The following is a 17219-nucleotide window of genomic DNA, read 5'->3' on the forward strand; positions in this document are numbered from 1 at the left end:
AGCTACACACTCACGACAGCGGAGCCCGTAGTTCGGTCCGCCACCACCCGCCGTACACACCCCCGAGACAGGTGGAGTGCGTTCCCGTACGGCACCGGGTGGTGGTTCGACGACCCGGTATGCGACGGCCGTCGACGGCGGACGGAGTCGGAGGCGGTTGGGGCGGCCGCCGCTTCGCCCTCGCTCGGTGGCACACGATTCTCACACGGCCGACGCGGGACCCACCACTGCTTTGCCCGGAGCGGTCCGACTCGGAGCCATGCGAACCACGGTCAACCTCCCCGAGGAGGACCTCGCGGCGTTCGACGCGGTGTGGCAGGCCGAGGCCATCGACTCGCGCTCGCGGGCCGTCCGCGAGGCGGTCAAGGAGTACACCGAGGCCCACGCCCGCCTCGAGTCGCTCACCGGCGAGGTGACGGCGGTGCTCGCGTTCGACTACGCCCACCACGAGGTCATCGGCGACCTCCACGACGTGCAACACGACTACCAGGACGTCATCCAGTCGACCAGCCACGCCCACCAGGGCGAGTGGTGTCTGGAGACCGTCTTCTGTCGCGGCGACGCCGAACGCGTCAGAGAACTCGTCTACGAGTTGCGCGACTTCGATGCAGTCGGGCGCGTGAAGACACTCTCGCTGAGTGACGGCGGCGTGGAGTCCTGAGCCGTCGACACGTCTCCTGACGGGCGGCAGGCAAGAATCGCCAACACTCAAGAGGCCCGGTGCGGAGGGTCAGGTATGGGATTTGCCGACATGGACGTCGACACCATCTGTGTCTGAAGATGATGACGTTTAGAGTTTAGCAATTAATTAAAATCGGCCTCAAAACCCAATGTTGTCATTTTCTGAGGTTAGAATTCGATAATTAAACAATCAAGCGATGACTCTGAGTCTTTGTCCAATAGAAACTCTGAAAGCCAGTAAGCAGTAGCTGAATCTGCTACAATTCCTTGCCGTATGGGTTGTCTTTGTCCTCTTGCACGTCTTCGTCTTGGACTATATCACGCGCACTTCTGCCACCATGCTTATCGACCACATCGGCGACAAACTCCTTCGTACGAGCGAATTTAGAGTCGAGTCTCGACTTCGTGCGCTCAAAGCCACTCATGTAGCGTTCCCCTTTCTCGGTTTCACCGATTTTGTGCGGCTCGTCGGATTCATCCACCTCGACGATACCGAGATCGACGTAGCGTTGCATCGCTTTAGATAGGCCCGGGTCGAACGGGCCTCTCTCCTCTCGAATTTGTTCAATTGATGAACGGCCATCTTCCTCGCCCCTGTACTTATACAGGAGTTTGTGGAATTTGGCTCGGCCTTCGATATGCCCTCCAGATTCATGCAGAACCATCAATCGAGGATGGTGCGATTTGTCTTCGTCAGTCATGCGAACGCATCGAGTTTCATTTGTTCAAGTTCAATTCGGTCCAGAGAGACAATCTGGTTCACTGTGAACGGCTCTTTCAACCGTTCTGCGGGAGTAGTCATGATAACCTGAACACTCGACCCAATCAAGAATTCCAACGCGCTCTCCTGAACGTCGTCTTCAAGATTGGTCAGTGGCTCGTCCATCACCAGTGTTTCAAAACTATGTTCGGTGTCTCCTTGTTGAGCGAACTGCGCCAGTGTGAACACGAAAGACAAGTTCATCAACCGCTTCTCCCCACCACTGACTCGGCTATAATCTCGTGGCCCTTCCGAGTCCGTACCAGGGATACGGATGTCCCCTTGCGTAGTTAATCTGATTTCAGTACCAAGTTCAGGAGCCATACTGGAGTAGTTATCTGACCACCTCTCACGGAACGTGTCGATGACCTCGTCGAAGCTTTGCTCAGAAAGTTTCTCAGCCAGCTCGTTTGCATGCTCCTGAGAATCAGACAACACCTCAATGGTGTCTTCCTTGGTGCTAATTTCTTCCTCAAGCTCGGCCTTTCTGTTCTCTAATTCCTCAACCGACTCCTGATACTGAGTCAAGTAATCGTCGGTATTGGAGATGAGAGTGTTGATGTTGTAGTCAGCCTCCTTAATCGCAGTCCTGACCAGACTATTCAATTCAGAGAGGTCCGGTTCTTGCTCCTTGAGGGAAGAGATCTCTTCTTCGATTTCTTCCTCACGGCTTTCAAGTTCCTCAATTTCGTCCTCAAGAGATTCGATTCGACCGTCCGCAGACTCCACCCTCTCGCCAATATCCTCCTTCAAATCAGAAAGTGAACGAGGACGCCCACATTGAGGACACTGTCCTCTTTTGAGTCGGTGCTTTGCAGTGCTTTCCTCAACGAGTCGGTCACAGACTGGACAAGCGAACTCGCTGATGGCATCAATGATGATGTCGTTGATCTTGTCTGTGTACCGTTTTTCTTCTCTTAGTTGACGCTGGAGCTTGCGAAGTTGCTGTTCAATGTGGCGTTTTTCGTCGTAGAGGTCTTCAATTCTTGATGAGATTTCATCTTCGCGTTGGAGTCGCTCAATGATTGACTCAACCTTGCCGGACTCAATTAGAGATTCAAGGTGTTTGACTTTCTCCAGACGGGACCGTTTTGACTCTAATCCGAGTCCGTTGTATTCCTCGTTGAGTTCGCGTAGACTCGTCCCCTTCTCTCCTCGTCGAGCCATCTCAACAGCATTTTTGAGATGAGTGGACGCCAAGCGGTGTCGTTCGATCTCTTGCTGAAGTTCCGAATTGAGCGCCCGACGGATGTGCTGAACCAGCTCATCTCCATCATATACAGATAATGGCTGTTCGCCGACTTCTGAGTGAAGGAACTGAAGTGAGACTAGTTCTTGCCGCCCAACGAATCTCCGGACACCGTTTTTAGCAACGTAGACTTCGCCCTCATTACGGAACTCGTGGGGACTACCAGACCGGTCGATCGCAGACCCATCGTCAAAGTGAATTTTGACATCACTATTGCGACCGGGTGAAATCCCATAAGTTGCGTCTGCACCGTATAAGCCGTACAAGAGTGCATTGAAGCTCAAGGATTTACCAGACCGATTTCCACCGAAGATTAGGAGATCATCTCCCTCAACGCTCTCTTCTTCTATGGTCGGGAATTCATCGATACCGAAGTTACTCGCATGGATTCTACTGATTTTCATAATGTGCTTCGTAAATTTTCGGCTTTTTCAGCGCCTGTTGATTCAGACCTTGTATCGCCCAGCGGCTGAACGCGACAGCAACGGCACACACAGGGATTGCCGCTACGAAACCAACCCAGTCCAGGTGGAGGAACCCGACTACTGGTGCGCTCACCGCAACGAGCAACCCCGACAGTATAGACACGTTTTTGCCGTACGATAGGTCATCAACGTAGTCAATCTGCTCCTGCACCTCTGGAGGAGCAGAGAAGTACAAATCATCGGGTTCTCCGAATCTCGAAAGTCGTCTCGTCGATTGCTTAAGATTACCACCAGCCCAGTAGTCGTTCAAACGGCTACTGAAAACATCCACAAAGAGCATCAACAGGAGAACTGGGAATGCGGCAATAGTGAAAGTGACCCAACCAGTGTCTGAATAGCCTGCACTGATCAAAAGCCCCACAGCACAGAAGTAGAGCATTATTGCACCTACTCCCCCACTTTCAATCCTGTCTTGGAAGCTCATCTGGCAGTACTAATTGTCGCTCAGATATGACCAGCCATAAATCATTCGCCAAAATTAGAATTTCGCCGCGGCAACTAGTATTCAGGAAGGCACTGGCGTATAGTGACTGACAGTATGCTTGCACTGTTTGACAACACTCAGGCATATGGCCCCGCGATTTATGGTTGCGGCAAATAACCGTCAACCAGACGGTGTGGATTCCGAACTTATCCATACCATTCGCCGATTAGGAACGCATAATAGACAACCGATGCGACTACAATACAGGTAAAATACGTATGGCATTCTCTGACATGGACAATATCAGCACCATCTGGATGGATGGCGAGTTCGTCGACTGGGAGGACGCACAGGTCCACGTGCTCACCCACGGACTCCACTACGGAACCGGCGTCTTCGAGGGCGTGCGCTGTTACGACACCGAACGCGGCCCCGCCATCTTCCGGTGGGAGGAACACCTCGACCGCCTGTACGCCTCGGCGAAGCCGTACGACATGGAGATCGCCCACGACCGCGAGGAGCTGACCGAGGCGACGCTCGACCTCATCCGCCGACAGGACCTCGAGTCGTGTTACATCCGCCCGCTCGTCTACTACGGCTACAACTCGCTGGGCGTCTCGCCGGGTGACTGCCCGACGAAGACGATGATCGCTTGCTGGCCCTGGGGCGCGTACCTCGGCGAGGACGCCCTGGAGAACGGCATCGAGGTGATGGTCTCCTCGTGGCGCAAACACGCCTCCAGCCAGATTCCGACGAACGCCAAGACGACGGGGCTGTACGTCAACAGCCTCCTCGCCGGCGAGGAGGCCCGCCGCAACGGGTTCCGCGAGGCCATCGTCCTCAACAAGGAGGGCAACGTCGCTGAAGGCCCCGGCGAGAACATCTTCGTCGTCCGCGACGGCGAGATTTACACGCCCGGGCTGGCCCAGTCCATCCTCGACGGCATCACCCGCGACACCGTCATCCAGTTGGCCCGCGAGCGCGGCTACACCGTCCACGACGAGGCCGTCGTCTCGCGTGGCGAACTCCACACCGCCGACGAACTGTTCTTCACGGGGTCGGCCGCGGAAGTCACACCCATCAAGAGCGTCGGCAACGTCACCGTCGGCGAGGGCGGGCGCGGTCCCGTCACCGAGGAGCTCCAGAAGGCGTTCTTCGACCTCGTCGAGCGCCGCACGGACGACCACGACGAGTGGTTCACGTACATCGACGAGCAGTAGGGCCGGTCACGACCCACCGTCGCCGCCGACACATCCGCCATCTCTTTCGACCCACGCCCGGTAGCGACGGCCAATGACGACACACGACACGCTGGAGGCTCGACCGTGAGCAGGCCGCGACTCGGCGTGGACGTCGGCGGGACGTTCACGGACGTGGTGCTCCACACGGCCGACGGCCTGACGACGGCGAAGGTGCCCTCCACGCCCGACCAGAGCGAGGGCGTCCTCGCGGGCATCGAGAAGGCCTGTGCGGAGGCCAGCGTCGACCCCGGCGATGTCGACGCGTTCGACCACGCGATGACCGTCTCGACGAACGCGCTCCTCGAAGGCCGCGGCGCGCGAACGGCGCTCGTCACGACGGCGGGCTTCCGCGACGTGCTGGAGATTCGCCGTCAGAATCGCCCGTCGCTGTACGACCTCGACGCGACCCTCCCCGACCCGCTCGTCCCCCGAAACAGGCGCTTCGAGGTCGACGAGCGGACGACGCCCGACGGCGTCGAACGCGCGGTCACCGACGAGGCGGTCGACCGCGTCGCCGCCGAACTGCGCGACTGTCGCGCCGAGAGCGTCGCGGTCTGTCTCCTCCACGCGTACGCCCACCCCGAGAACGAACGTCGGGTCGCCGCGGGCCTGCGCGAACGCCTCGACGTGCCCGTCTCGGTCTCCCACGAGGTGCTCGCGGAGTTCCGCGAGTACGAGCGCACCGCGACGACGGTGGCGAACGCCGCCGTCACGCCGGCCATCGACGCGTACCTCTCGCGACTCGAATCGGCGGCGCTCGACCGCGGCCTGCCCGCCCCGCGGGTGATGCAGTCGAACGGCGGCGTCGCGGACGTGCGGGCGGTCCGCCGACGGGCGGTGACGACCGCGCTGTCGGGACCGGCGGCGGGCGTCGTCGGCGCGGACGCGACCGACGACGGCGACGTCGTCACGTTCGACATGGGTGGCACCTCCAGCGACGTCGGTCTCGTCCGCGACGGGACGGTCGAGCGCACCACCGAGGGCGCGGTCGGCGAGCGCCCCATCCGCGTTCCGATGGTCGACGTGACGACCGTCGGCGCGGGCGGTGGCTCCGTCGCGTGGGTCGACGCTGGCGGTGCGCTCCGCGTCGGCCCGCGGTCCGCGGGCGCGACGCCCGGACCCGCCTGCTACGGCAACGGCGGTACCGACGCCACCGTCACCGACGCGACGCTCGCACTGGGCTACCTCGGGGCGGACGCCGCGCTGGGCGGCGAACTGACGCTGGACGCCGACGCCGCCGAGTCCGTCCTCGCCGACCTCGCCGACGAGGCGGGACTGGACGGCCCGCTCGCGGCCGCACAGGGCGTCCTTCGGGTCGTGACGGCGACGATGACGCGGGCGGTTCGGGCCGTGACGGTCGAACGCGGCGACGACCCCCGCGAGTTCTCGCTGGTCGGCTTCGGCGGCGCGGGGCCGATGTGCGCCGCCGCGCTGGCCGACGAACTCGGTATCGAACGCGTGCTGGTGCCGACGGCGTGTGGCGTCCTCTCGGCGTACGGGTTGCTCGTCGCCGACGAGCGCCACGACGCCGCCCGGACCGCACCGCGGCGGCTGACCGACGCCGACCCCGCGAGCGTCGAGGCGACGCTCGACGAACTCGCCGAGACGGTCCGCGAGGAGAGCGCCGACCTCGACGAACTGGCCGTCTCGTTCGCCGCGGACTGTCGCTACGCGGGCCAGAGCTTCGAACTCACGGTCGACCTCCCGCGCCCGTTCGACGCCGACACCGCCCGCGAACGGTTCGACGCGGCACACGAGCGGACCGCCGGCTACCGCCTCGACGACCCGGTCGACCTCGTGACGCTCCGCGCCGAGGGCGTCGCCGAACGCGACCCGGTCGCCGTCGGCTACGAGGGTGGGGCGAGCGTCGCCGACGCGCGAGTCAGGAGCCGCGAAGCGTGGTTCGACGGCGAGGCCCACGAGACGGCCGTCTACGACCGCGAGCGACTCCCCGTCGACGGGACGGTCGCTGGGCCGGCCGTCTGCGAGCAGGCCGAGAGCACCGTCGTCGTGCCCCCGGCGTGGACGGCGACGGTGCGGGCGGACGGCACGCTCGTCCTCGACCGGGGAGTGGCCGGCGATGCCAGCGACAGCTCCGAGGAGAGCGGAGGGGTCCGCTGATGGACCCCGTCACCCTCGAAGTGCTGCGGAACCGCCTCGAAGGCGTCGCCGAGGAGATGGGCCGCGTGCTGATTCGCGGGGCGTACTCGCCGAACATCAAGGAGCGGCGGGACTGCTCGACGGCGCTGTTCGACGCGGACGGTCGCCTCGTCGCGCAGGCCGAGCACATCCCGGTCCACCTCGGGGCGATGCCCGCCGCCGTCGACGCGGTGCTCGCGAAGGACCCCCGTCCCGGCGACGTCTGGGTGCTCAACGACCCGTTCGCGGGCGGCACCCACCTCCCGGACGTGACGATGGTCTCGCCCATCGCGGCCGGGGACGAGGACGACCACGGCAGCGACACCGAAGCCGACGTCCTCGGCTACGCCGTCTCGCGTGCACACCACGCCGACGTGGGCGGGGCGACGCCCGGAAGCATGCCCGCCGGAGCCGAGGCCATCTACGAGGAGGGCCTGCGTCTCCCACCCGTCCGACTCCAGCGTGGGAGCGAACGCGTCGACGACGTGTTCGACCTCCTGCTGGCGAACGTCCGCGACCCCGACGAGCGCCGCGCGGACCTCCGGGCGCAGGTGGCCGCGAACGAACGTGGAGCCGAGCGACTACGCGAACTCGCCGACGAACGGGGCCCCGACGGACTCGTCGAGGCGTTCGACGCCGTCGTCGACTACTCCCGAGAGCGAACGCGGAGCGCGCTCGCTGACCTCCCCGACGGCACCTTCGAGGCCCGGGACGTCCTGGAGGGTGACGGCCGGACCGACGCGGACGTCCCTATCACCGTCTCGGTGACCGTCGAGGGCGACTCGCTCGTCGTCGACTTCGCGGGGACGGCAGCGCAGGTCGCGGGCAACTGCAACGCGCCGCGGGCGGTCGCCGAGAGTGCGGTGTACTTCGCCGTCCGGTGTGTCACCGACCCCGAGGTACCGCCCAACCAGGGCTGTTACGACCCCGTCGACGTCCGGATTCCCGGTGGGAGTCTGCTCGACCCGAACCCACCCGCGGCCGTCGTGGGCGGGAACGTCGAGACCAGCCAGCGCGTCGCCGACGTGGTGTTCGAGGCGCTCGCCGGGGCCGTGCCCGAACGCGTCCCCGCACAGGGCCAGGGGACGATGAACAACCTCACCGTCGGCGGCCGGGACGGTTCGTTCGCCTACTACGAGACCGTCGGCGGCGGGTTCGGCGCGCGCGCCGACCGCGACGGGATGGACGGCGTCCAGGTCGGGATGACGAACACGCTCAACACGCCCGTCGAGGCGCTGGAACTGGCCTACCCGCTGCGCGTCGAACGCTACGGGTTCCGCCCCGAAAGCGGCGGTGACGGCGAGTTCCGGGGCGGACTCGGCCTCGAACGTGCCGTCCGGGTGACGGTGCCGGCGACCGTCTCGCTACTGACCGAGCGGCGTCGTCACGCGCCGCGGGGCCGGGCCGGCGGCGAGTCGGGCGCGACCGGCGAGAACCTGCTCGTCGACCCCGACGGCGAGACGGAACGACTGCCCGCGAAGGTGACGCGGGACGTCCCCGCCGGGACGACCGTCGTCGTCCGGACGCCGGGCGGGGGCGGCTACGGAGACCCGCGTCGTCGGAGCGACGCCGCCCGCGAGCGCGACCGGGCGAACGGCGTCGGCGGCGACGCGACCGACGCCCACGAGCGCGAGGCCGAGTCGAGCGACCGAGACGGGTCGTAGCCCTCACTCGGTCGTCGTGTAGAAGGTGACGTGGTCCCAGTCGGCCGGATACGGTTCGTCGCCGAGGCGGGCGGTCGGGACGTTGCGCGCCTCGACGTGGCCCTCTCTGACGAGTTCGTCCAGTTGGTCGTGGAGGAACTGCGTGTCGACGAGGTCGCGGAGCGCGTCGGTGGTCGTCACGTCGCCGTGACCGCGCTCGGCCCACGCCGTTCCCATCACGGCGTCGGCGAGTTCCCGGTCGTGGTAGGCGACCCCCGCGTGGTCGCGGAGGAACTGTCGGGCCTCATCGCGGTGGGTCGACGCGTCGGCGGCGGTTCGCCACGCCTCCTCGCTGGTGTCGAGCGACATGGCGACGTGTTCACCGACCGCGAACAAAGGCGTTGGTGCGGGCGTGCCGATCGATGGAGCCGTCGCGAGTAGTGGCCAGCGACCCCGCCCCTGCCACGGGGTCGCTGGCGGAGACGCCGTGACGAGCCACCGTGAGCAACGTTTAAATTTAGCCACACTTGAGAGGCGGTCGTCGATGATTCGTTCAGAAGTTAGAGAGTTACTCGAAGAACAGACGGGAGTGCTCCTGCTGGTCGCGGGAGGGCTGCTGGTGCCCGACGTCGCGGGCAGGACCCTCCGAAGGTTCGTCGACCTCTCGGTTCCGGCGCTCCTGCCGGGATGGGCCGGGGCTGTTCTCTCGCTCGCCACGGTCGGATTCGCACTCGCGTTCGTCGCACTGCTCGGTCTCTACTACCGTCTCGCCGACGACACGCCGCGAGTAGCCGTCGCCGGTGGCGCGCTGATGGTACTCACGCCCGTGCTCTTCGTGAGTGGTCTCCTCAGCCTTCAGGTCGGGCCACTCCCCGACGTGCCGAATCTCGCGTTTCTGAGTCTGTTGCCGTACGTAGCGGGTGTCGGGCTGTTCGGACTGGCGTACCTCCGGAAACCCGGACCTGTCCGGTTCACCGGGGTCCCGCTGCTGGTGTTCGCGGGGACGTGGGCGCTGCCCTACGCCGACGGCCTGACGGGAGGAGTCCTCCCGACCGGGTTCCCGTTCGTCGAACTCCTCGCCGCCTCGTTGCTCGCGATGGGGTACCTCCTCGCCACGGACTCGACACGCCACGAACACGGTGTGGCCGCCGGGAGTTAGCGCTCACGGACGCGAAGTTCGGTGACTCTCCGATTCGGACGGACGACCTCGAGAGGAGACGGTCGATCGTCGCCCGGCGAGACCGCCGCCACGCCACCCTCGGTAGCGGCCCCGTCAGACCGTCGTCTCCGACACCCGGGAGAGGCGGGCCTCCGCGACGGCGAACACGAGCGTGCTCGCGACGCCGAGGAGCGTTCCGACGGTGAGCGCCCCCGCGAGGTACGGCGCGCCCTGTTCGGCGAGGAAGTAGGCGCTGACGCCCTCCAGGACGGCCGCGATTGCGAGCACGTAGAACGGCGCGTTGCAGTAGCGCCACTTGAACCGCTCGTGGAGGTACTCGTCGGTGATACGCCCGAGACTGGCGACGACGCCGGCGGCGGTGACCCACAGCACAGCGCCGTTGACGAGCGCGGCCCCGCCCTCGAGGACGCCGACGTCGCCGCTCGCCGAGCGCAGCGCCTCCAACTCCTCGACGCCGCCGGCACCGCCGATGAACAGCAGCGCCGCGGCGACGATGTACGTCACGAGGGTGACTCGCCCGGCGTACAGCCCCGAGCGCGCCCGGTCGACGACGCGGTCGACGAGGCGCTCGACGCCGAACCCGCGGAACAGCAGGTACAGCCCCAGCAGTCCCGAGACGACGCCGAAGGTGACGCCGGGCAACTGGAAGTACTCGGCGACGACGAACAGCGGGTAGATGAGCAACAGGATACCCAGCGGGACGAGGATGGTTCCGCGCGTCTCGGGGTCGTCGAGCACCTGCTTGATGGTGTAGTACATCGACTCGAGGTCCTGTGCCTGCCGGACGACGACCCGGCGGACCCCGTCGATGGGGACCCGCGAGCGGATGACGGGGATGACCGACTCGTCCTGTGCGCCGTCGGTGACGACGACCGCCTGGACGTCCTCGCCGGTCGTCAGCCGCGCGAGGACGGTGTCGACCTCCTCGCCCACCTTCCGGTTGGCGGCGACGTCCGACCCGTTCGTCCCGGTGACGACCGCCACCTCCCGCTCCTCGCCGTCGAACTGGTCGTAGAGGTGGACGCCCTCGAACAGCACGTTGACGTCGGAGTCCTCGGGGTCGGCCGTCGCGAGCGCGACCGCCGCCTCCTCGACGGCGTCCCGGCCGACGACCGGCGTCTTGAACCCGGTCTTCCGTCCGAGGTCGTCGTCGAGGTCGACACAGAGGACCAACAGCATCACCAGTCGATAGGCAGTCCGGTGGTAATGAGTTTCGGGGTTGCTGCCAGCAGGCCGACCGGTGGTCAGTGCGTCACCGCCTGCACCATCGCCGTCACCTCGTCGCGGTCGTCGAGCACCTGCGGGTAGGCGGCGACGCCGAGGACGAAGTCCCCGTCCGCCGCGACGGCTTCGGTGACGGTGAGGTAGACGTCGACGCGGACCTCGCCCGCCAGCAACAGCGCGGTCCCGGCGTAGCGGGTGGCGCGCGTCTCCTCGCCGAGGACGGTCACGCGCCGCTCGCTCTCTCTCCGGAGGTCCCTGATGGTGTCGTAGCGCTGCTGGACCATCGCCACCAGTTCGTCGGTGGACATCTCGCCGACGGGGTTGAACGACCGGCCGAGGACCTCGACCTGTGGCGTCGCCAGCACGGCGAACAATGCCGCCCGAAACCGACCGACGACCGGAATCTCGACCGCCCGTTCGTACTCCGCGACGACGTTCACCGCCTCGACGTCACGAGACTGCCCGCCGACCTCGTACGTTCGCGTGACGGGGACCTCCTCGGTTCGCTGGTGACCGTAGCCCGTCTCGTCGACCGTCGCGTCGGGGACCGTCGCCGCACTGGCGCTGAACCGGGCCGGTTCGTCGCCCGTCAGTACACCGAGACACCCCGAGAGCGCGCCGACGCCGACGGTGGCGACACCGCCGAGCAGTCGTCGCCGCCCGAGCGCCCTCGGCCGTCGGGTGTCGTCACGTGGTCCGTCCATGCCTCCGGAACGGCGCAGGTCGGCAAACGTCCAGCGGTTACCGGTGGCCGGGACCGCCTCCCTTCAAGAGTCGTCGCGTCGAACGACCCGTATGAAGCGACGGGCCTTCCTCGCGGCCACGGGCGGTACGGTCGCGGCGCTGTCGGGGTGTACGCAGACGCAGGCCGGCGGGAGCGCCGCGAACGCGGGTGGGCCGGAGGCGACGGTCACCTTCGACGTCCCCGCCATCGACGTCAATCGGTTCCGGACGCGCTACACGCAGGACGGCGAGAACGTCTCGCCGGAGCTCATCGTCGTCGGGACGGCCGCGTCCATCCAGCACCTCACGGTCGTGATGGAGGACGCCGACACCGGCGACGTCCACTGGACGATGTGGGACGTCCCGGTCGGCATCGAGTCGATTCCCGAGGACGTCCGCAAGGAACCACAGGTGCGGCTCACGGAGGTCGACGGCGAGGGCGAACCGCCGACCGTCTCCCAGGGCCAGAACTACACCGGCGACGTCGGCTACGCGGGGCCGAACCCACCCGAGGGCGAGGAGCACGTCTACCGTATCCGGATGGCCGGGACCGAACAGTCCCTCGGCGTCGAACCGGGCGCGGCCCCGAGCGCCGTCCGCGAGGCGCTCTCGGGGCGCGTCGTCGGCGAGTCATCGCTCACCGGCACCTACGGCGGTGGAGAGGAGTAGTCGGCCCACCGGAACGGGCCACCGCCGTGACACGCTCCGGAACCGGGGTATCAGGGACAAGCCCCACCGTTTTCCGCGACCCTGACGCACAGTCGGTATGTCTCGGCACCGACCTCGTGACGACGAAGCGGCCGTACCGTCCGCTCGGCGCTCCAGCGAGCGTCGCCGCCGATGAAGGGAGTCGCCTCCGACGTCGACCAGTCACGACTGGCGTGGTGGCTCCTCGGTGTCGTCCTCGCCGGAATCCTGTTCGTCGCCGTCCGCCCGTTTCTCGGGGCGCTCGTCTTCGGGCTGTTCGTCTACTACGCGGTGCGGCCGGTCGACAGGCGCGTCGAGCGACGGGTGGACTCACACGGACTCGCCGCGACGGCGACGCTGTTACTGGTCGCGCTCCCGCTCGTCGCTCTGGTCGGGTACCTCGCCGTCCGTGTCGCACTCGAACTCGGGGCGGTGTCGACGGAGCAGGTGAGGAGCCTCCTCCAGCCGTACGTCGACGTCTCGTCGCTCCTGAGCGACCCCCAGCGGCTGCTCTCGACGCTCCGCGAACAAGGGGCGCTCCGTATCGGGGGAGCGGCCTTCGCGGTCCTGTCGTCCGTCCTCGTCCGACTGTTCCTCGCGCTCGCGTTCGTCTTCTTCCTGTTGCGCGACGACCACCGCCTCGCCGGGTGGTTCCGTTCGTCGGTCGGCGGGACGCGGTCGGCCGTCTACGGCTACCTCTCGGCGGTCGACCGCGACCTCGAGTCGGTCTACCTCGGGAACACGCTGACGGCACTCGCCATCGGCATCCTCTCGGTGGTCGTCTACAACGGGTTCAACGTCGTCGCACCCGCCGGGCTGACGATTCCGTTCCCGACGGCGCTGGCGTTGCTCACCGGCGTCGCCAGTTTCGTCCCGCTCGTCGTCGGCAAGCTGGTGTACGTCCCGATTACGGCCTACCTCGTCTGGGTGGCCACGCAGGGCGGTGGCTCGCTCGTCTACCCAGCCGGGTTCTTCGTGGTGTCGTTGCTGGTGTTGGACCTCGTCCCGCAGACGTTCGTCCAACCGTACGTCGCCGGCCGGACCATCCACGTCGGCCTCACCGTGTTCGCGTACATCCTCGGGACGACGCTGTTCGGCTGGTACGGGCTGTTCCTCGGACCGCTGTTGATGGTCCTCATGGTCCAGTTCGTCCGTATCGTGTTCACCGAACTGATACACGACGAGCGTATCACCCCTCACGTCACTGCTGCAGAGGGGCTCGGGTCGAGTCCTCGGACCGGGACCGGCGGGACGAGCGACGAGGGGTGAGCGGGCACCGACAGTGAGCGCGGTCGGCTCCACCGAGACAACGGAACGATAATCTCTCGGAGACGTCGAGTACGAGCGTATGCGACCGCCCTCCCCGTTCGTCCTCCTCGTCCTGCTCGTCGTCCTCGCCGGCTGTGGCGGGACCACACCGACCGTCGACACGCCGACACCCGCGGTGGTCCCGACCGACGACCGCCCCGCGACGACCACGGCGACGGCCACCGCGCGGCCGGTCAGCGAGACCACCACCACGACGAGCGGTGCCGAGCGCGACACCGCGATGCCCGACATCGAGACCACGCTCTCGGTCGACAACACGCAGAACACGTCCTACGAGGTGCGCGTCTACCTCCTCGACCGACCGCTCTCGGCGGTCGACGTAGTGGGCACGAACGGGACGGTCCGACGGGAACTGGCCGCCGACCGGTCGGTCGCCGCGCAGTTGGCGGCCGTCGTCGACGGCTCGACGTCTCTCGTCACCCCGCCGCGCCCGGACGAACCCCGCGTGTTCGACCTGCCGCCGCGGTCGAACACCAGCACCCGCCTCGACGGCTCCGACGCGGGACCGCGGACGGCGTTCGCCGTCGTCCGGACGACCGGCGACGACCCGCGCGTCGTCGCGGTCAACGCGCACAGGTGTGACTCCTCACACGTCGTCACCCGAGTTCGCTTCGTGTTCAGCCCCGAGAACAGGGGCTGGCTAGCCACCGAGGGGGCCTGTCTGGCGGTCTGAACCGACGGGCGCACGATACACTCACCCACACCGCCCCCTGGAACGCACGGTTTTTCCCGCTCGGACTCGCATTCGAGAACAGAATGCTGTCCAAGGGCTGTGAACAGTGCGCGAAAGGCGGCAAGATGGTACTGTTCGTCTACGGCTACTGCGACCAGCGCGACTGTTTCTACTGCCCGCTGGGTGAGAACCGCAAGAACGTCACCCAGACCTACGCCAACGAGCGACCCATCGAGAACGACGAGGAGATCATCACCGAGGCCAAGCGCATGAGCGCGCTTGGCACCTCCATCACCGGCGGCGAACCCCAGGAGGCGATGGAGAAGACCTGTCGCTATCTGCGCCTGCTGAAAGACGAGTTCGGCGAGGACCACCACACCCACCTCTACACGGGCATCACGGGCGGCCGCGAGAACATGCGCCGTCTCTCGGAGGCCGGCCTCGACGAGATTCGCTTCCACCCGCCCTACGAGCAGTGGGGTGACCTCCACGGCACCGAGTGGGAGGACATCCTCTACATCGCCCGCGAGGAGGGGCTCACCCCCGCCTTCGAGATACCGGGTATCCGCGGCGAGACGGAGTTCCTCGACTTCCTCGACGAGGGCGCGGCCGACTTCTGTAACGTCAACGAGTTCGAGATGTCCGACGGGAACTACGAGCGGATGCAACAGGAGGGGTTCGAACTCCGCGAGGGTCACATGAGCGCCGTCGAGGGCTCCCACGGCGTCTTAGAGGAGATGGGCGACCACCCGAAGGTGTACTTCTGTACGAGCGTGTTCAAAGACGCCGCCCAGCACCGCTCGCGATTGAAGCGGATGGCCCGGAACATCCGTCGGGAGTTCGACGAGGTGACCGACGACGGCACGCTCGTCTACGGCAAGACGTGGCTCACCGAGGCCGAGTTGGAGGCGATGGGCGTCCCCGAGGAGTTCTACGTCGTCAAGGAGAGCCACGTCGAGTTGGCGTGGTGGCTGCTCGAGGAGATGGTCCAGGACGGCGACGCCGAGAAGGGCGAGATCGTCGAGCAGTACCCGACCTACGACGGGACGGTCGTCGAACGCACGCCGCTGGCGTAGGCGTCCGCGAAGCGTGCACCGCACACCGAGTCGTTCACCGGGGCGAACGAGCGACAGCGAGTGAGTCTCCGGCGGTTTTCGTCCCATCGTGCGACGCTTCTCGTCGCACGGACACCCAGAAGGTTCGTCACCGGACCCTTCGGTTTCGGCAGCCAGCGGGACGTCGTCCCGGCGCTCGCTTGTGGGGTTCTCACAGAGCGGCGCGTGCCGTCTTCCGGCGCGCGTCGTCGACCCACCCCGGTCGCTCGACGGTCGTAGTCCCGACGCCGTCGAACGACACCGTCCGGACGACCCGGACGGTCTCGCCGTCGCGGTCGGTGGTGTACGCCATCCGCCACCAGGTCACCAGTCCCTCGTCGGTCACCGTCGCCATGAACGAGACGTCCTGGGCGCGTTCGTCGGCGAGGCCGGCGAGCGCCCCTCGCTCCGGGTCGGTCGTCGACCGGAGACGGTAGCGCGACTCGGCCCACGCGCCGGCGTGCGGGGCGACGTCGAACACGAACGCCGCGAACGCCGTGGCGAGCGACGGCCCCGTCGAGATGTTCGAGACGAGCGCCGACCCAGTGGTCGCGTAGGGGTCGCGCGCGCTGCTGGCGAACCGTTCGGTGCCGTTCGAGACGGTGCGCGCGAACACCGTCTCGCCGGCGACGTACTGCTGGACGCGCTCGTCGTCCATCCCGAACCCGGCGGGCGGACCGGCGACCCGATGGTCGACGAACGCGCGCCGACGGTCCGCGCCGACGAACGCTCGGGTCTGAGCCGACGACCGCACCCGACCGTCGACGCCGTAGACGACCGTCCGGCGCGTCGTCGCGACCGAGCGGCCGCGAACGTGCTCGACGTGGGCGGCGACGAGCCGACCCGAGTCGACCACGCCAGCGTTCGTCACGCCGGGGGCGACCTCCTCGGTCGCCTCCGTGTCCGCCGGCGCTGGCCGGTCCCCGGGGACGGGAGCGGGCGTCACCGGCGCTGCGGGGGTGCCGAGGCCGCCTCGCTCGCCGACCCCGTCGGTGCCACAGCCTGCGAGGACGAGGAGACACGCGACCACCGCCACGACCGCCCGGTGCATACGACGGCTGGGCGACGGGTGTGCTAATCGGTGTCGTTCGGCGTGAGAGTCCGCCCCCCACATGAACACCTGTCCAGTGCAGGCCTCGCGGCGAAACACATCGGTCGTCTTCAGTCGGACGCAATGTCGACCAGAACTGACATCGGCGACGACGACGAGGGGAAGAAGGTCATCGGGCCGAACGGCGAGGAGGTCGGCCGAATCGTGGCAGTCGAACACGGGACTGCACACGTCGACCCGGACCCCGGCATCACCGACACCGTCATGTCGAAACTCGGGTGGGGTGACCGCGACGAGGACACCTACCCGCTCCAGGAGGCGTCGGTCAGCCAGATCACCGACGACGAGGTCCACCTGCGCGAACTCTGATGGAGGCGGACGTCGGCACCGCGCGGGTGGTCTACGAGACCCCCGACGGCGTCGAGCGCATCGAGGTGGACAACGAACGCCTCGCGTTCGTCGACGACCACTGGGTCGTCGTCGAACCGAGCGGCGAGGACGACGAGGGGACGGTCACCCGCATTCCACGGGGCCGGGTGTACCACGTCGAACGGTCGGTCGACGAACTCGAATCGCGGGCGAGCGACCTCGTCGAGAAAGCGAAGTCGAAACTCGGCTGAGACCGTCGTCGACCGG

Annotated in this window: 18 protein-coding genes; 11 read left to right on the forward strand and 7 right to left on the reverse strand. The window is 66.3% G+C overall.

All coding sequences use genetic code 11. The annotated features are described in order from the left end of the window. The first annotated feature begins 259 nt into the window (after positions 1-259). On the forward strand, positions 260-661 hold the full coding sequence (locus M1L36_RS11955) for a CopG family ribbon-helix-helix protein (protein WP_250873960.1): 402 nt from the start codon (positions 260-262) through the stop codon (positions 659-661). 277 nt (positions 662-938) lie between these two features. Here the strand turns inward: M1L36_RS11955 and M1L36_RS11960 are convergent, their stop codons facing one another. From M1L36_RS11960 to M1L36_RS11970, 3 genes are read right to left on the reverse strand one after another with little or no spacing between them, the layout of a single operon-like run. After that, on the reverse strand, positions 939-1382 hold the full coding sequence (locus M1L36_RS11960; RefSeq protein WP_250873961.1) for a hypothetical protein: 444 nt from the start codon (positions 1380-1382) through the stop codon (positions 939-941). Beyond that, positions 1379-3094 (reverse strand): SbcC/MukB-like Walker B domain-containing protein, encoded by a 1716-nt coding sequence (locus tag M1L36_RS11965; protein WP_250873962.1) that lies wholly within the window; start codon positions 3092-3094, stop codon positions 1379-1381. Before M1L36_RS11965 ends, M1L36_RS11960 begins: the two co-directional genes overlap by 4 nt. Beyond that, positions 3081-3599: a hypothetical protein gene (locus tag M1L36_RS11970; RefSeq protein WP_250873963.1), complete on the reverse strand. Its 519-nt coding sequence runs from the start codon at positions 3597-3599 to the stop codon at positions 3081-3083. The genes M1L36_RS11965 and M1L36_RS11970 overlap by 14 nt, the downstream gene beginning before the upstream one ends. 278 nt (positions 3600-3877) lie before the next feature. On the opposite strand from M1L36_RS11970, the gene M1L36_RS11975 reads away from it, so the two are divergent. The 3 genes from M1L36_RS11975 to M1L36_RS11985 all read left to right on the forward strand — a co-directional run bounded on the left by M1L36_RS11975 (position 3878) and on the right by M1L36_RS11985 (position 8643). Beyond that, positions 3878-4819: a branched-chain amino acid transaminase gene (locus M1L36_RS11975; protein ID WP_250873964.1), complete on the forward strand. Its 942-nt coding sequence runs from the start codon at positions 3878-3880 to the stop codon at positions 4817-4819. Positions 4820-4924: 105 nt separating this feature from the next. Next, positions 4925-6961 carry a hydantoinase/oxoprolinase family protein gene (locus M1L36_RS11980; RefSeq protein WP_250873965.1) on the forward strand — a complete coding sequence of 679 codons (2037 nt, stop codon included), beginning with the start codon at positions 4925-4927 and terminating at the stop codon, positions 6959-6961. Beyond that, positions 6961-8643 (forward strand): hydantoinase B/oxoprolinase family protein, encoded by a 1683-nt coding sequence (locus M1L36_RS11985; RefSeq protein ID WP_250873966.1) that lies wholly within the window; start codon positions 6961-6963, stop codon positions 8641-8643. The genes M1L36_RS11980 and M1L36_RS11985 overlap by 1 nt, the downstream gene beginning before the upstream one ends. Positions 8644-8646: 3 nt before the next feature. Here M1L36_RS11985 and M1L36_RS11990 read toward each other — a convergent pair whose 3' ends face one another. After that, complete coding sequence (locus M1L36_RS11990) at positions 8647-8991, reverse strand: hypothetical protein (protein ID WP_250873967.1); 345 nt, start codon at positions 8989-8991, stop codon at positions 8647-8649. Between the two features lie 175 nt (positions 8992-9166). Between M1L36_RS11990 and M1L36_RS11995 the strand changes: the two genes are divergently transcribed. Next, positions 9167-9781 carry a hypothetical protein gene (locus M1L36_RS11995; protein WP_250873968.1) on the forward strand — a complete coding sequence of 205 codons (615 nt, stop codon included), beginning with the start codon at positions 9167-9169 and terminating at the stop codon, positions 9779-9781. A 114-nt stretch (positions 9782-9895) separates the two neighbouring features. Here M1L36_RS11995 and M1L36_RS12000 read toward each other — a convergent pair whose 3' ends face one another. Continuing rightward, positions 9896-10981 carry a DUF373 family protein gene (locus M1L36_RS12000; RefSeq protein WP_250873969.1) on the reverse strand — a complete coding sequence of 362 codons (1086 nt, stop codon included), beginning with the start codon at positions 10979-10981 and terminating at the stop codon, positions 9896-9898. Positions 10982-11046: 65 nt separating this feature from the next. Then, a complete protein-coding gene (locus M1L36_RS12005; RefSeq protein WP_250873970.1) occupies positions 11047-11730 on the reverse strand; it encodes a DUF6517 family protein in 684 nt (227 codons plus the stop codon). Positions 11731-11821: 91 nt separating this feature from the next. Here M1L36_RS12005 and M1L36_RS12010 point away from each other — a divergent pair, with 91 nt between their 5' ends. From M1L36_RS12010 to M1L36_RS12025, 4 genes are all read left to right on the forward strand, one after another. Further along, entirely contained in the window at positions 11822-12418 is a 597-nt protein-coding gene (locus M1L36_RS12010; RefSeq protein ID WP_250873971.1) for a YbhB/YbcL family Raf kinase inhibitor-like protein, read from the forward strand. Between the two features lie 171 nt (positions 12419-12589). Further along, positions 12590-13705, forward strand: coding sequence for an AI-2E family transporter (locus tag M1L36_RS12015; RefSeq protein WP_250873972.1), 1116 nt, complete (start codon positions 12590-12592; stop codon positions 13703-13705). A 79-nt stretch (positions 13706-13784) separates the two neighbouring features. Further along, the gene (locus M1L36_RS12020; protein WP_250873973.1) at positions 13785-14438 is read left to right on the forward strand and encodes a hypothetical protein; all 654 of its coding nucleotides are present in this window, start codon (positions 13785-13787) and stop codon (positions 14436-14438) included. Between the two features lie 83 nt (positions 14439-14521). Further along, positions 14522-15514 carry a radical SAM protein gene (locus M1L36_RS12025; RefSeq protein WP_250873974.1) on the forward strand — a complete coding sequence of 331 codons (993 nt, stop codon included), beginning with the start codon at positions 14522-14524 and terminating at the stop codon, positions 15512-15514. Between the two features lie 190 nt (positions 15515-15704). Here the strand turns inward: M1L36_RS12025 and M1L36_RS12030 are convergent, their stop codons facing one another. Beyond that, positions 15705-16583, reverse strand: coding sequence for a hypothetical protein (locus M1L36_RS12030; RefSeq protein ID WP_250873975.1), 879 nt, complete (start codon positions 16581-16583; stop codon positions 15705-15707). Positions 16584-16706: 123 nt separating this feature from the next. On the opposite strand from M1L36_RS12030, the gene M1L36_RS12035 reads away from it, so the two are divergent. Then, on the forward strand, positions 16707-16952 hold the full coding sequence (locus tag M1L36_RS12035; RefSeq protein ID WP_250873976.1) for a DUF8593 domain-containing protein: 246 nt from the start codon (positions 16707-16709) through the stop codon (positions 16950-16952). After that, positions 16952-17203, forward strand: coding sequence for a hypothetical protein (locus M1L36_RS12040; protein ID WP_250873977.1), 252 nt, complete (start codon positions 16952-16954; stop codon positions 17201-17203). Before M1L36_RS12035 ends, M1L36_RS12040 begins: the two co-directional genes overlap by 1 nt. Positions 17204-17219: the final 16 nt, after the last annotated feature.

Source organism: Halomarina rubra, from assembly GCF_023699475.1.
GTDB classification, from domain to species: Archaea; Halobacteriota; Halobacteria; order Halobacteriales; family Haloarculaceae; genus Halomarina; species Halomarina rubra.